Below are 14,865 nucleotides of genomic sequence, written 5' to 3'. Positions count from 1 at the left end.
GCGGTGGGCCCGGCCGCACGCGTGTGGGAGGCCCGAGGCTACGGGTGGACGGCGGACAGGCGCCGGGTCAGTCGGAGCAGCGTGCCGAGCAGCAGCCGGGCCTCCGGCGGCCGTCCGGCGGTCGGAGGCGTCGGCGGGCGGAGCCACCGGACGGGCCCGAGGCCGCCGAGGTCCGAGGGCGGTGCCGTGATGTACCCGCCCCGGCCGAGGCAGCGCAGGTCGGGGCCGACCGCGTCGCAGCCCGTGCGCGCCAGCAGCCCCGGCAGCTCCGCCGCCGCCCCCGGCGCCACCAGGAACCAGGCCCGCCCGTGCGGGGTGAGGGCGACGGGACCGACCGGCAACCCCATGCGCTCCAGCCGCACCAGCGCCCGCCGTCCGACGTCCTCGGGCACGTCGACGACGTCGAAGGACCGGCCCGTCGGCAGCAGCAGCGCCGCACCGGGGACGTCGCCCCAGGCCCGGCCGGCCTCGACCAGTGCCGTGCCCGCGGGCACCTCGGGGACGGCGGCGAGGGGATGGGCGCCGGGCTCGGGGCAGGCGGGGGCGCCGCAGGAACACACGGTGCGGCCGGCGTCGCGCACGGCACGGGCTCCGGGAACGACCGCCCAGCCCCACAGCGCGGTGTACTCCGCCACCGTGCGGCTCACCGGGTTCTGCGGCCGGCCGAGCCTGCGACCCCGGCGTGCCGTCTGCCGCAGCCCCCGCAACTCCCGGATGCCGCCGATCGTGAAGCCCATGCTCCCTCCAACGGGTCTCCCGGCCGATGGTTACGCCGTGCACCGCACGTACCTCTTGCCCGCGCTTCACTCGACCGGGTGGTGATGTGCGTAGGCCAAGTGAAGCGCGCGTGCTCCCGGATAGCGTCTGCCGCAGGGGTGGCGAATGGTGGCGTTTCCCGTCTCCCCCTCGCCTCCCTGGTGATCGTAGGATTACTTTCGGTGCACGCATTGACCACGCAGGCGCGGTTCCGGGGTATGACGGGGGCACGGACCGGGCATCGTTCTTCTTCACGAAATTGGGGGCCTCCAGTGGGCGGCAACGGCGGCAGCGGCGGCTCGGCTGAGAAGCGCCCGAACGAACAGCTCCGTTCGTGGTTCGTCCGCAGCGGCTGGTCCAAGGGCGAGCTGGCCCGGCAGGTGAACCGGCGCGCGCGGGAGATGGGCGCGCACCACATCAGCACGGACACCTCGCGCGTGCGCCGCTGGCTGGACGGGGAGCAGCCGCGCGAACCGATTCCGCGCATCCTGTCCGAACTGTTCTCCGAGCGCTTCGGCTGCGTCGTCTCCGTGGAGGACCTGGGGCTGCGGCAGGCCCGGCAGACGGCGGCGGCCTCCGGCGTCGACCTGCCCTGGGCCGGCCCCCAGACGGTGGCGATGATCAACGAGTTCTCCCGCAGTGACCTCATGCTGGGGCGGCGCGGCTACCTCGGCACGTCCCTGGCGATGTCGGCCGGTCCCGCCCTCATCGAGCCGATGCAGCGCTGGCTGGTGCCCACCCCCGGGGCCGCGGGGGAGGCCGGGGGGACGGCCTTCGTTCCCCCGCAGCAGGGGCAGCGGCGCGGCCTGCCGCTCTCCGGGCCGGAGCTGGAGCTGCTGGAGGAGACGACGCGGATGTTCCGCGGCTGGGACGCGCAGTGCGGGGGCGGCCTGCGGCGCAAGGCCGTGGTCGGCCAGCTCCACGAGGTGACCGACCTGCTCCAGGACAGCCGGCCCGAGCCGGTGCGGGCCCGGCTCTTCTCCGTCACCGCCCAGCTCGCCGAGCTGGCGGGCTGGATGAGCTACGACGTCGGCATCCAGCCCACCGCGCAGAAGTACTTCGTGCTGGCCCTGCACGCGGCCAAGGAGGCCGGCGACCGCCCGTTCGGCTCCTACGTCCTGTCGAACATGGCCCGCCAGATGATCCACCTGAACCGGCCCGACGACGCGTTGGAGCTCATCCACCTCGCCCAGTACGGCGGTCGCGACGGCGCCACGGCCCGGACGCAGGCCATGCTGTACGCGATGGAGGCGCGGGCCCACGCCAACCTCGGCCAGCCCAAGCAGTGCCACCGCGCGGTCCGGCTCGCCGTGGAGACGTTCGCCGACGCGGACCCGGCGCAGGAGGCCGAGCCCGACTGGATCTCCTTCTTCTCCGAGGCCGAGCTGAACGCGGAGAACGCGCACTCCTACCGCGACCTCGCCTACGTCGCGGGGCGCAGCCACACCTACGCGTCCCTCGCGCTGGAACCCATGGAGACGGCGGTACGGCTGTTCGGCCAGGAGTGCGTCCGGGTCGGCCACGGCCCGCACCGGTCCTTCGCCCTCAACCTGGTCGGGCTCGCCACCGTGCATCTGCTGCGCCGGGAGCCGGACGCGTGCGCCGCGCGGACCGGGCAGGCGATCGACGTCGCGAAGCGGCTGCGCTCGGAACGGGTCAACACCCGCATCCGGAAGACGGCCAGCAGCGCCCGCCGCGAGTTCGCGGACGTCGCCGAGATCGCCGCGCTCGCCGAACGGCTGCCGGGCGAGCTGCCCGCCGCCGAAGCCGCGATCGCCGTCTGACGTCCCGGACGGTCGCGGTCGTCTACACCGCCGCCCGGCCGCGCCCCCGAAGACCGCCGACCGCGTGCCCGCCCCGAAGCACCCGACACGGCTCCTCCACGTCAGGTCCCCCGGGCGGGGGCGCGGTCGGCCTGCTCGTTTCCGCCCGGCCGCACCCGAACGGGCGTACCCGCGCGTAAGGGGCCCGGCGCCGGGCGTGTGAGCACCTGCCGGTTCCCCCGTTCATCCGGACGTAACACAGCCGCCTTCTTCGTCACGGCCGCGAAACAGCGAGGCGCATCACAGGAAACCGCGCGCCAGCACGCTGTGGACATCCCCAGCCCCAGAGCCCTCCCCCACGGGTCGTGACACGAGGAGACGTCCACATTGAACGGCGCGGATACCGCTTTCGTCCTGATCAGCGCAGCGCTGGTCATGCTGATGACCCCTGGACTGGCCTTCTTCTACGGCGGCATGGTCCGGGTGAAGAGCGCGCTCAACATGCTGATGATGAGCTTCATCGCGCTCGGCATCGTCAGCGTGCTCTACATCCTGTTCGGCTACTCGCTCTCGTTCGGCGCTGATTCCGGGGGGATCATCGGCAGCCTGGAGTTCGTCGGTCTGCGGGGCATCGACGCGGACACCCTCACCGGCGGCGACGAGGGCATCCCCGTCTTCGCCTTCGTCCTGTTCCAGATGATGTTCGCCGTGATCACGCCGGCGCTGATGAGCGGTGCGCTCGCCGACCGCGTGAAGTTCAGCGCGTGGGCGGTCTTCATCACGATCTGGGTCAGCGTCGTCTACTTCCCGGTGGCGCACTGGGTGTGGGCCGAGGGCGGCTGGCTCTTCGACATGGGGGTCATCGACTTCGCGGGCGGCACGGCCGTCCACATCAACGCCGGCGTCGGCGCCCTCGCGGCCGTCCTCGTCGTCGGCAAGCGCATCGGCTTCAAGAAGGAGCCCATGCGCCCGCACAGCCTCCCGCTGGTCCTGCTGGGCGCCGCACTGCTGTGGTTCGGCTGGTTCGGCTTCAACGCCGGCTCCGCCCTCGCCGCCGACGGCACCGCCGCCAACATGGCGCTGAACACGCAGGTCGCCACCGCCACGGCCGTTCTCGGCTGGCTGCTGTACGAGCGCGTCAAGCACGGCGCGTTCACCACGCTGGGCGCCGCCTCCGGTGCCATCGCCGGTCTCGTCGCGATCACCCCGGCCGGCGCCGCCGTCAACGCGCTCGGCGCCATCGCCATCGGTCTCGTCGCCGGCCTGGTCTGCTCCTGGGCCGTCAGCTGGAAGTTCAAGCTCAACTACGACGACTCCCTCGACGTCGTCGGCGTCCACCTCGTCGGCGGACTCATCGGCACCCTGATGGTCGGGTTCCTCGCGACCGAGGGCGGCGGTCTCGCGCAGTTCGGCAAGCAGGCGCTCGGCGCCTTCTCCGTCATGGCCTTCACCTTCGTCGTGACGTGGCTGCTGGCCAAGCTCGTCGATGTGACGATGGGCCTGCGCGCAGACGAGGACGACGAGGTGGCCGGTGTGGACCAGGCGTTCCACGCGGAGACCGCCTACGACTTCAGCCAGGTGGGCACCTCCTCCGCCCGCGGCGCCGTCGCGCCCACCGACACCACCACCGACGCCCCTGAGGGCAAGACCGAGGGTAAGAAGGTCGACGCATGAAGCTGATCACCGCAGTCATCAAGCCGCACCGTCTCGACGAGGTGAAGGACGCGCTCCAGGCCTTCGGCGTGCACGGTCTCACCGTGACCGAGGCCAGCGGGTACGGGCGGCAGCGCGGTCACACCGAGGTCTACCGGGGCGCCGAGTACACCGTCGACCTCGTGCCGAAGATCCGCATCGAGGTGCTCGTTGAGGACGACGACACGGACCAGCTCATCGAGGTGATCGTGAAGGCGTCCCGGACCGGGAAGATCGGCGACGGGAAGGTGTGGAGCGTACCCGTCGACCAGGCGGTGCGGGTCCGCACCGGCGAGCGCGGCCCGGACGCGCTCTGACACCTCCGCGCCCGGGACACCGGCGCCGCCGCCGACGCCGTCGGCGGGCCGACACTCAGTGACGACACCACAGGAGTGGGGAACCGCATGACGGCCGAGACGACGGACACGACCGGCAGGACGGAACCCGGCGACGGCTACGCGGCGGCCCGGCTGCGTCTCCTGCGGGGGACGCGGTCCGGGCCGCCGCGCCGCGCGGCGCTCGCCGCCCTCACCGACGCCTGGCTGGCCCGCCTCATGGCGGGGGCACCCGCCGGCGTCGCCCTGGTCGCGGTCGGCGGGTACGGGCGACGCGAGCTGTCGCCCCGCAGCGACCTGGACCTGCTGCTCCTGCACGACGGCACGCTGGACCCGGGCGCGCTCGCCACCCTCGCCGACCGGATCTGGTACCCCGTGTGGGACCAGGGCCTCGACCTGGACCACGCGGTCCGCACCCCCGCCGAGGCCCGCCGAACGGCGGCCGAGGACCTCAAGGTTCAGCTCGGCCTGCTCGACGCCCGGCACGTCGCCGGGGACGCCGCGCTCACCGCCGTCCTGCGCACCGAGCAGTTCGCCCAGTGGCGGGCCCACGCCCCGCGCCGCCTGCCCGAGCTGCGCGAACTGGGCCACGAACGCGCCGAACGCCACGGCGAGCTGCCGTACCTCCTCGAACCCGACCTCAAGGAGGCCAGGGGCGGGCTGCGGGACGCCACCGCGCTGCGTGCCGTCGCCGCGTCCTGGCTGGCCGACGCCCCGCGCGAGGGACTGGCCGCCGCGCGCGGCACCCTGCTCGACGTCCGGGACGCACTCCACCTGACCACCGGCCGGGGCACCGACCGGCTCGCCCTCCAGGACCAGGACCAGGTGGCCGAAGCCCTCGGCGTGCACGGCGCGGACGCGCTCCTGCGGCAGGTCTACGAGGCCGGACGCACACTCACCTACGCCCAGGACGTCACCTGGCGCGAGGTCGGGCGCGTGCTGAAGGCGCGCAGCGCGAAACGGGGCCTGCGCTCCCTGGTGACGCGGCGTGAGGCGCGCCGGGAGGCTCCCGAGCGCACGCCGCTCGCGGAGGGCGTCGTCGAACAGGACGGCGAGGTCGTCCTGGCCCGCACCGCCCGCCCCGACCGCGACCCCTGCCTGGTGCTGCGCGCCGCCGCCGCGGCGGCCCAGGCCGGTCTTCCGCTCGCCCTGGCCACCGCGCGGCGGCTCGCGAGGGACGCCGCTCCGCTGCCGGTGCCCTGGCCCGCCGAGGCTCGCGAACTCCTCGTCACCCTGCTCGGCGCCGGGCCGGACGCCGTTCCCGTCTGGGAGGCGCTGGAGGCCGAGGGGCTGGTCACGGCGCTCCTGCCCGACTGGGAGCGGGTGCGCTGCCGGCCGCAGCGCAACGCCGTGCACCGCTGGACCGTGGACCGCCACCTGGTGGAGGCCGCGGTGCGGGCGTCCGCGCTGACCCGCCGCGTCCAGCGCCCCGACCTCCTCCTGGTCGGCGCGCTCCTGCACGACATCGGCAAGGGCTGGCCGGGTGACCATTCGGTGGCCGGGGAGACGATCGCCCGGGACATGGCGGCGCGCATCGGATTCCCGCCGCCCGACGCCGACGTCCTGGCCACGCTCGTGCGGCACCATCTCCTGCTCGTGGAGACGGCGACCCGCCGGGACCTGGACGACCCGGCGACCGTCGGCGCCGTGGCGGAGGCCGTCGGCGCCCCCGGCACCCTGGAACTGCTGCACGCCCTGACCGAGGCCGACGCGCTGGCCACCGGGCCCGCGGCCTGGTCGGCCTGGCGGGACGCCCTCGTCACCGACCTCGCCCGGCGGACCGCCGCCGTCCTGGCCGGTGAGGACCCGCCGCACGCCGGCGGCGGTGAGCCCGCCGAACTCGGCGCCGAGGCGGAACGGCTCGCCGTCGAGGCGGCGCGCACCCGCGGCCCGGTGCTCACCCTGCGGACGCGCCCCGAGGGCCCGGACGCCGACGCGGCCGGTGAGCCCGTCGGCGTCGAGTTGCTGGTCGCCCTGCCCGGACATCCCCGGGCGCTGTCCGCCGTGGCCGGCGTCCTCGCGCTGCACCGGCTGACGGTACGGGCCGCGGAGCTGACCCGGGCCGACCCGGTGGGGGAGGGCCCGGTGCTCCTGCTGACCTGGCGGGTCGCCGCCGAGTACGGCTCCCTGCCCGCCGCCGACCGGCTGCGCGCGGACATCCGCCGGGCCCTGGAGGGCACCCTGGACGTGGCCGCCAGGCTCGTCGAGCGGGAGAAGGCCTACCGGGGTCGGCGTCGTGGCCTGCAGGCCCCGCCGCCGCGCGTCACCGTCGCCCCGGACGGTTCCGCGCGGGCCACCGTCATCGAGGTGCGGGCCCAGGACGCGTCGGGGCTGCTGCACCGCATCGGCCGGGCCCTGGAGGAGGCGGGCGTCACCGTGCGCAGTGCCCACGTCAGCACGCTGGGCGCCAACGCCGTGGACGCGTTCTACGTCACCGACGGCACGGGCGCGCCGCTGCCGCGGCCCGCCGCCGAGGAGCTGGCCCGCGCGGTGCAGGACTCGCTCGGCGGCTGAGGAGGGGCGGCCCGGCGGGGCGGCGCGCGCCCCGCTCGGCCGCGCAGCTGTCCACAGGCGGCTGACCGCCGCCGTGCGGTGCGGATACCCTTGGTCGGTGCGTGTCGCGACGCCCCCGCCGGTGCACAGCCGACCGGGACACCGCGGCACGACTGACCGCCGGCACCGATGTACGTGAGGATTCGCGACCGCCGTGTTCGACACTCTTTCCGATCGCCTCGCAGCAACCTTCAAGAACCTCAGGGGCAAGGGCCGCCTGAGCCAGGAGGACATCGACGCCACGGCGCGCGAGATCCGCATCGCCCTGCTGGAGGCCGACGTCGCGCTGCCCGTCGTACGGGCCTTCATCAAGCAGGTCAAGGAGCGGGCTCAGGGGGCCGAGGTCTCCAAGGCGCTCAACCCCGCGCAGCAGGTCATCAAGATCGTCAACGAGGAACTGGTGGGCATCCTCGGCGGCGAGACCCGTCAGCTGCGCTTCGCCAAGCAGGGCCCGACGGTCATCATGCTCGCCGGCCTCCAGGGTGCCGGTAAGACGACACTGGCGGGAAAGCTCGGCCGGTGGCTCAAGGGCAAGGGCCACACGCCGCTGCTCGTCGCCTGTGACCTCCAGCGGCCCAACGCCGTCGGCCAGCTCACGGTCGTGGCCGAGCGGGCCGGGGTGGGCGTCTACGCCCCCGAGCCGGGCAACGGCGTCGGGAATCCGGTACAGGTCGCCCAGGACTCCATCGCGTACGCGCGGACCAAGCAGCACGACGTCGTCGTGGTGGACACCGCCGGTCGCCTGGGCATCGACCAGGAGATGATGCAACAGGCGGCGGACATCCGGGACGCGGTGCGGCCCGACGAGACGCTGTTCGTCGTCGACGCGATGATCGGCCAGGACGCCGTCCACACCGCCGAGGCCTTCCGCGACGGCGTCGGGTTCGACGGCGTCGTGCTGTCCAAGCTCGACGGTGACGCCCGCGGTGGTGCGGCGCTGTCCATCGCGCAGGTCACCGGCCGGCAGATCATGTTCGCGTCCAACGGCGAGAAGCTGGACGACTTCGACGCCTTCCACCCGGACCGGATGGCCTCCCGCATCCTCGGGATGGGGGACGTGCTCAGCCTCATCGAGAAGGCCGAACAGACCTTCAGCCAGCAAGAGGCCGAGAAGATGGCCGCCAAGCTGGCGAAGGGCCCCAAGGAGTTCACCCTCGACGACTTCCTGTCCCAGATGGAGCAGGTCCGCAAGATGGGCTCGATCTCCAAGCTGCTCGGCATGATGCCGGGGATGGGCCAGATGAAGGACCAGATCAACAACCTCGACGAGCGGGACGTCGACCGGACCGCCGCCATCATCAAGTCGATGACGCCCGGTGAGCGCCACGACCCCACGATCATCAACGGCTCCCGCCGGGCCCGTATCGCCCGTGGCTCGGGCGTGGACGTCAGCGCCGTGAAGAACCTGGTGGAGCGGTTCTTCGAGGCCCGCAAGATGATGTCCCGCATGGCCCAGGGCGGCGGGATGCCCGGGATGCCGGGCATGCCGGGGATGCCCGGCATGGGGGGCGGTGCCAAGAAGAAGGCCAAGCAGCAGAAGAAGGGCAAGGGCAAGCGCCAGTCGGGCAACCCGATGAAGCGCCGCCAGGAGGAGCAGGCCGCGGCCGCCCGGCGCGAGGGCGACGGGAACGGCGGTGCCTTCGGTCTGCCCGGCGCCGGCCAGGCGCCGGAGGACTTCGAGCTGCCCAAGGAGTTCCGGGACCTGCTGCCGCCGAAGTGACGGTGGGCGGCTGGTCCGTCCGGGTGAGACGGGAGGGGGCCGGGCCGCGGTGTCCGGCCCGCTGTCCGCCGCCCGGTGGCGCGCCGCGCGCTCAGACCCGCGTGATGACGTACCGGAAGAGGTTCGGGAGCCACACCGTCCCGTCGGGGCGCACGTGCGGGTGCAGCGCCTCCGTCAGCTCCTTGCTGACCTGCACCTCGTCGGTGGCCCGCACGGCCGCCGCGTAGAACCCGGTCGACAGCAGGCCGCGCACGGCGCTGTCCAGGTCCGCGTAGCCGAACGGGCAGGACACCCGGCCCGAGCCGTCCGGCCGCAGTCCGGCCTGCCGGGCCAGGTTCTCCAGGTCGTCGCGGCCGCGCGGCTGCCAGCCCGAGGCGCGGGTCTGCGGCTCGGCCAGCCGGGTGGCGATCCGCAGCGCGGGCGTGGCCGCGCAGCGCTCCGCCGGTCCCCAGTCGGCCAGCACCACGGCGCTGCCCCGGTCGGCGTGTCGGGCCGCTGCGGCCAGCGTCGCCGCGCCGGGCCGGGAGTCGAAGGCCGTGACGAGGTTGTGCGGAGCGCCCTCGGGTGCCGTCCGGCTCGTCGGGCTGCCGAGTGCCAGCCGCACCGGGTACGTCCGTGCGCCCCACTGGGGCTCGGCGAGGAGCCGGGCCCGGGCGAGGGACAGCCGGTGCTCGTCCGTGTCCATGCCGGTGACCTCGGCGCCCCGGCCCGCCGCGAGCAGCAGGGCGAGTCCGGAACCGCACCCCAGGCCCAGCAGCCGGGTGTGCGGGCCGACCTCCAGGCGGTCGTACACCGCCTCGTAGAGCGGAACGAGCATCCGCTCCTGGATCTCCGCCCAGTCGCGGGCGGCGCGTGGCAGGTGCTGAGGCATGAACGTCGCTGTCATCACAGGCGCCCCTATCCGGTCCGCGTGTCCGTCTGTGCCGTGTTCGTCTGTCACCCACGCTGTGCCGCGCGGCGTGCACCGGCCCCCGGGTGGTGCGGTGCTCCCTGGGTGTGCGCGGGAGCGCGCGCCCTATGCCAGGGAACTGCCGATCGCTCCCGGCGTCCAGTGGACATGGCGGACGGAGGGCTGAACTTTCGGCCGTTCCGCAGGTGCGCGGGCCCCTCCGATTCACGCTTTGTCCGCACCCCGCCGTAACATGCGCGCCATGGCAAAGGCTCCCGTACTCACCCCCCAGGCGGACGACTTCCCGCGCTGGTACCAGGACGTGATCAACAAGGCCGAACTGGCCGACAACGGCCCGGTGCGCGGCACCATGGTCATCCGACCGTACGGGTACGGGCTCTGGGAGCGCATGCAGCGCGAGGTCGACCTGCGGATCAAGGCCGCCGGCGCCGAGAACGCCTATTTCCCGATGTTCATCCCGCAGTCGTACCTGACGCGCGAGGCCGAACACGTCGAGGGCTTCGCTCCGGAGCTGGCCGTCGTGACGCACGGGGGCGGCAAGGAGCTGGACGAACCCGTCGTCGTCCGGCCCACGTCCGAGACGATCATCAACGAGTACTTCTCGAAGTGGGTCCAGAGCTACCGAGACCTGCCGCTTCTCATCAACCAGTGGGCGAACGTCGTCCGCTGGGAAATGCGTCCGCGGGTCTTCCTCCGAACGAGTGAGTTCCTCTGGCAGGAGGGCCACACGGCGCACGCCACCTACGAGGACGCCCGCGACTACGCCGCGCTGATCCACCGCGAGGTCTACCGCGACTTCATCGTGAACGTCCTCGGCATCGACGTGGCCGTCGGCCGCAAGACCGCCCGGGAGCGTTTCGCCGGTGCGATCAACACCCTCACGCTCGAAGGCATGATGCGGGACGGGAAAGCCCTGCAGATGGGCACCAGCCACGAGCTGGGCCAGAACTTCGCGAAGGCGTTCGACACCACGTACCTGTCCAAGGACGGCGAGCAGCGGCTGGTCTGGCAGACGTCGTGGGGCGTCTCGACGCGCATGGTCGGCGGCCTGATCATGAGCCACGGCGACGACAACGGGCTGCGGGTGCCCCCGAGGCTGGCGCACGTCCAGGCCGTCGTCCTCGCGATCAAGGGGGACGACGCGGTGCTCGCCACGGTCCGCGAGGTCGGCGACCGGCTGGCGGCCGCCGGGGTCCGGGTGCAGGTCGACGACCGCACCGACGCGCCGTTCGGGCGCCGTGCGGTGGACTGGGAGCTCAAGGGCGTCCCGGTCCGCATCGAGATCGGCCCGCGCGACCTGGAGAACGGCACCGCGATGCTGGCCCGGCGCATCCCCGGGGGCAAGGAGCCCGTCCGCCTCGACGCCCTGGCCGAGCTGCTGCCGAAGGTTCTGGAGGACGACCAGGCGCAGCTTCTGCGGGAATCCCGGGAGCGCCGCGAGGCGAACACCAGTGACGTCCGCACCGAGCAGGAGGCGGCCGAGGTGGCGCTCGCCGGTGGCTGGGCGCGGATGCCGTGGTCCGAGCTGGGCCCCGAGGGCGAGGCGCGGCTGGCGGAGCAGGCGTTGACGGTCCGCTGCCTGCACCTCGAGGACGGTTCGGTGCCGGACGGCGACGATGTCCCCGGCACGCTGGCCCTCGTCGCCCGTTCCTACTGAGGCGGTCGGCCTGCGACGCGTCCGCTCCTCGGCGGGCGGGCGCCTCGCAGGCCGGCGGGCCACGGCCGGCACGCCCCGGCCGGTACCGGGCGCCCGGGTGGGCGGTCGCGTCCGGGTCCGCGCGTCCGGGACCATCGCACGCACAGAACTGACTGGTACGTGCAAATTATTGGGAATGGCCCCGTAATCGGAACACTCGGTGGTTCCGGCTCGTTGTTCACGACGTGAGCACGACACCACCAGTTCTCGCCGCCGAGCTGGCGTCCGCGTGGGCCGACATTCAGCGTCGCCACCCGGAGCTGCCAGACCTGGCCGCACCCGAATCCCTGATCGGAGAGTCCTCCTCCGCCTGCGGCGCGGAGCTCTCCTTCGAACGGCTGCTGCACGAGGCCGTCCACGGTGTTGCCGCCGCGCGCGGTGTCCGTGACACCTCGCGCGCCGGCCGCTACCACAACCGCCGTTTCCTGGCGATCGCCGAGGAGATGGGCCTGGAGCACGCCGACGAACCGCATCCGAGCAGCGGGTTCTCACTCGTCTCCCTGACGCCGGAGGCCCGCAAGCGGTACCGGACGACGGCCGAGCGGCTCCAGCGCGCACTGCGGGCCCACACGGCGGCCACCCGGACCGACACCGCCAGTTCGTTCCGCGGCCCCGCCGCGCGGCACGGTTCCTCCGGGGGCGGTGTCCGTGTCAAGGCCGTCTGCGACTGCGGGCGCAACGTCCGCGTCGTGCCGTCGGTGCTGGCCCAGGCGCCCATCATGTGCGGAGCCTGCGGCAAGCAGTTCCGCATCCCCGAGGTGATGGCCGTGGGCTGACCAGACCGCACCGACGCCCCACGGCGATCCCGCCGACGGCACGAGCGGCCCGCGGACGGCAGACCCCCCTCGACTGCCGGCACCGTCCCTGACCCGTTCGCCGGTGGATCCCACCCACCCGTACCCGGCCTGCCGGGCCCGTATCGCAGCGCGCTGCACCGACCGGGGTGCCCCCACACCCCCGTCGGCCGGCGGCCCGGCGCTGTGGCAGAATGGACGGCTGTACTCGACAGCCGTCCGGACCCTCTCTCCCTCGGCTGACGCGTCCACCGGGCACCCGGGTGCCGCAACCCCACGCGGTGGTCCCGCAGTGACCCACCCACGTCAAGACCAGGAGACACCACACCCGTGGCAGTCAAGATCAAGCTGAAGCGTCTGGGCAAGATCCGTTCGCCTCACTACCGCATCATCGTCGCCGACTCGCGCACCCGCCGTGACGGCCGCGCCATCGAGGAGATCGGCCTGTACCACCCGGTGCAGAACCCGTCCCGCATCGAGGTCGACAGCGAGCGCGCGCAGTACTGGCTCGGTGTCGGCGCGCAGCCGACCGAGCCCGTCATGGCCATCCTCAAGGTCACCGGTGACTGGCAGAAGTTCAAGGGCCTGCCCGCTCCGGAGCCGATGAAGGTCGCCGAGCCGAAGGCCGACAAGAAGGCCCTGTTCGAGGCCGCCGCCAAGGAGTCCGCCGACGAGCCCAAGGGCGAGGCGATCACCCCGAAGGCGAAGAAGGCCGACAAGGCCGACAAGGGTGCCGACGCCGAGGCCGCGGCCTCCGCCGAGACCACCGAGGCCTGAGCATGCTGGAGGAGGCCCTCGAACATCTGGTCAAGGGCATCGTCGAGCATCCGGACGAGGTGCAGGTCGCATCCCGCACCCTGCGCCGCGGCCGGGTCCTGGAGGTCCGGGTCCACCCCGACGACCTCGGCAAGGTGATCGGCCGCAACGGCCGCACCGCCCGCTCCCTGCGCACCGTCGTGGGAGCGATCGGGGGCCGTGGCATCCGCGTCGACCTCGTCGACGTGGACGCCGTGCACTGACACGCACGGCTCCCACACAGCACCGGCTCGGGCCGGGAACGGCTCGGCCGTTCCCGGCCCGAGCCGGTGCTGGACCGGCCCGAGCATCGACCGGCGCCCGGGCCCGACCGGGCAGGAGAAGGAACAGCACGTGCAGCTGGTAGTCGCGCGGATCGGCCGCGCCCACGGCATCAAGGGCGAGGTCACCGTCGAGGTCCGCACCGACGAGCCCGAGCTCCGGCTCGGCCCCGGGGCGGTGCTCGCCACCGAACCGGCCGCCGTCGGCCCCCTCACGATCGACAGCGGCCGCGTCCACAGCGGTCGGCTGCTCCTGCGCTTCGCGGGCGTCGCCGACCGGACGGCCGCCGAGGCGCTGCGCAACACGCTCCTCATCGCCGAGGTCGATCCGGAGGAGGTCCCGGAGGACCCGGAGGAGTTCTACGACCATCAGCTGATCGACCTGGACGTGGTCACGCGTGAGGGTGAGGAGATCGGGCGGATCAGCGAGATCGCGCACCTGCCCGCGCAGGACCTCCTCGTGGTCAGGCGACCGGACGGGGGCGAGGTGCTGATCCCGTTCGTCGCCGAGATCGTCCCGGAGATCGACCTGGCGGAGCAGCGGGCCGTCATCGACCCCCCGCCCGGCCTGCTGGGCGAGCCCGAGGGCGAGGACGAACGCGGCGGGGAGCCGGGCGGGAGCGGATCGCGGTGAGGCTCGACGTCGTCACGATCTTCCCCGAGTACCTCGCGCCCCTGGAGGTCTCCCTCGTCGGCAAGGCACGGGCCCGGGGCCAACTCGACGTGCGGGTGCACGACCTGCGGGGCTGGACGCACGACCGTCACCACACCGTGGACGACACGCCGTACGGCGGTGGTCCGGGCATGGTGATGAAGCCCGAGCCCTGGGGCGAGGCACTGGACGAGATCACCGCGTCGGGTGACGGCGAACCCGTCATCGTCGTCCCCACGCCCAGCGGGCGGCCCTTCACCCAGGAACTGGCCGCCGAGCTGGCGGGCCGCGACTGGCTGGTCTTCACGCCGGCGCGCTACGAGGGCATCGACCGGCGCGTCGTCGAGGAGTACGGCGAGCGCCACGACGTCCGCGAGGTCTCCATCGGGGACTACGTCCTCGCAGGGGGAGAGGCGCCCGTCCTGGTGATGGTGGAGGCCGTGGCACGACTGCTGCCCGGCGTCCTCGGCAACGCGGAGTCCCACCGCGACGACTCCTTCGCCCCGGGCGCCATGGCGGACCTGCTCGAAGGCCCGGTCTACACCAAGCCGCCCAGCTGGCGTGGGCGGGAGATCCCCGAGGTACTCGTCAGCGGGCACCACGGCCGGATCGCCCGCTGGCGCCGCGACCAGGCGTTGACGCGCACGGCCGCGCACCGCCCCGACCTCCTCCGGCGTTGCGACCCCCGGGCCCTCGACCGGCAGGACCGCGCACTCCTGGCGGAACTCGGCTGGGAGCTGCGCCCCGACGGCCGATTTGGGCGCTCCGGGGAGCCCGTGGAAGAATGAGCCGCTGGTCTCAAGGCCACGGCGCGCGACCCTGCCACAGGGGGACAGACGCCCGCCCCGGCCCGCCAGCCGAACATCCATCACCGTTTCCGCCGTTGACCTGTGGCACCGGCGAAGAAAGCAGACCCAC

The 14,865-nt window shown here is 73.3% G+C and carries 13 protein-coding genes; 11 read left to right on the top strand and 2 right to left on the bottom strand.

Annotation, left to right across the window (positions count from 1 at the left end):
- Positions 1 to 38: 38 nt before the first annotated feature.
- Positions 39 to 737: a bifunctional DNA primase/polymerase gene (locus IF129_RS24100; protein WP_191211927.1), complete on the bottom strand. Its 699-nt coding sequence runs from the start codon at positions 735 to 737 to the stop codon at positions 39 to 41.
- Positions 738 to 1,028: 291 nt separating this feature from the next.
- Between IF129_RS24100 and nsdA the strand changes: the two genes are divergently transcribed.
- The 5 genes from nsdA (at position 1,029) to ffh (ending at position 8,819) form a co-directional block, all read left to right on the top strand.
- Complete coding sequence (gene nsdA / locus IF129_RS24095) at positions 1,029 to 2,540, top strand: transcriptional repressor NsdA (RefSeq protein WP_191211926.1); 1,512 nt, start codon at positions 1,029 to 1,031, stop codon at positions 2,538 to 2,540.
- Positions 2,541 to 2,906: 366 nt separating this feature from the next.
- Positions 2,907 to 4,193 carry an ammonium transporter gene (locus IF129_RS24090; protein WP_191211925.1) on the top strand — a complete coding sequence of 429 codons (1,287 nt, stop codon included), beginning with the start codon at positions 2,907 to 2,909 and terminating at the stop codon, positions 4,191 to 4,193.
- Positions 4,190 to 4,528 (top strand): P-II family nitrogen regulator, encoded by a 339-nt coding sequence (locus IF129_RS24085; RefSeq protein WP_191211924.1) that lies wholly within the window; start codon positions 4,190 to 4,192, stop codon positions 4,526 to 4,528. The genes IF129_RS24090 and IF129_RS24085 overlap by 4 nt, the downstream gene beginning before the upstream one ends.
- A gap of 87 nt (positions 4,529 to 4,615) precedes the next feature.
- Entirely contained in the window at positions 4,616 to 7,060 is a 2,445-nt protein-coding gene (locus IF129_RS24080; RefSeq protein ID WP_191211923.1) for a [protein-PII] uridylyltransferase, read from the top strand.
- A 193-nt stretch (positions 7,061 to 7,253) separates the two neighbouring features.
- Positions 7,254 to 8,819 (top strand): signal recognition particle protein, encoded by a 1,566-nt coding sequence (ffh, locus tag IF129_RS24075; RefSeq protein ID WP_191211922.1) that lies wholly within the window; start codon positions 7,254 to 7,256, stop codon positions 8,817 to 8,819.
- Positions 8,820 to 8,910: 91 nt separating this feature from the next.
- Here the strand turns inward: ffh and IF129_RS24070 are convergent, their stop codons facing one another.
- Complete coding sequence (locus tag IF129_RS24070) at positions 8,911 to 9,705, bottom strand: SAM-dependent methyltransferase (RefSeq protein ID WP_191211921.1); 795 nt, start codon at positions 9,703 to 9,705, stop codon at positions 8,911 to 8,913.
- Between the two features lie 265 nt (positions 9,706 to 9,970).
- Here IF129_RS24070 and proS point away from each other — a divergent pair, with 265 nt between their 5' ends.
- From proS to trmD, 6 genes are all read left to right on the top strand, one after another.
- Complete coding sequence (gene proS / locus IF129_RS24065; protein WP_191211920.1) at positions 9,971 to 11,386, top strand: proline--tRNA ligase; 1,416 nt, start codon at positions 9,971 to 9,973, stop codon at positions 11,384 to 11,386.
- A gap of 224 nt (positions 11,387 to 11,610) precedes the next feature.
- Positions 11,611 to 12,201: a hypothetical protein gene (locus tag IF129_RS24060; protein WP_191211919.1), complete on the top strand. Its 591-nt coding sequence runs from the start codon at positions 11,611 to 11,613 to the stop codon at positions 12,199 to 12,201.
- Between the two features lie 348 nt (positions 12,202 to 12,549).
- The gene (gene rpsP / locus IF129_RS24055; protein WP_191211918.1) at positions 12,550 to 12,996 is read left to right on the top strand and encodes a 30S ribosomal protein S16; all 447 of its coding nucleotides are present in this window, start codon (positions 12,550 to 12,552) and stop codon (positions 12,994 to 12,996) included.
- 2 nt (positions 12,997 to 12,998) lie between these two features.
- The gene (locus tag IF129_RS24050) at positions 12,999 to 13,238 is read left to right on the top strand and encodes an RNA-binding protein (protein ID WP_191211917.1); all 240 of its coding nucleotides are present in this window, start codon (positions 12,999 to 13,001) and stop codon (positions 13,236 to 13,238) included.
- 130 nt (positions 13,239 to 13,368) lie between these two features.
- A complete protein-coding gene (gene rimM / locus IF129_RS24045; RefSeq protein ID WP_191211916.1) occupies positions 13,369 to 13,929 on the top strand; it encodes a ribosome maturation factor RimM in 561 nt (186 codons plus the stop codon).
- Positions 13,926 to 14,735, top strand: a complete 810-nt coding sequence (gene trmD / locus IF129_RS24040) for a tRNA (guanosine(37)-N1)-methyltransferase TrmD (protein ID WP_191211915.1) — start codon at positions 13,926 to 13,928, stop codon at positions 14,733 to 14,735. Before rimM ends, trmD begins: the two co-directional genes overlap by 4 nt.
- The last annotated feature ends 130 nt before the right edge of the window (positions 14,736 to 14,865 follow it).

This window comes from Streptomyces chumphonensis, from assembly GCF_014779715.1.
Lineage (GTDB): Bacteria > Actinomycetota > Actinomycetes > Streptomycetales > Streptomycetaceae > Streptomyces > Streptomyces chumphonensis.
This window is presented reverse-complemented; position numbering and strand designations above follow the sequence as displayed.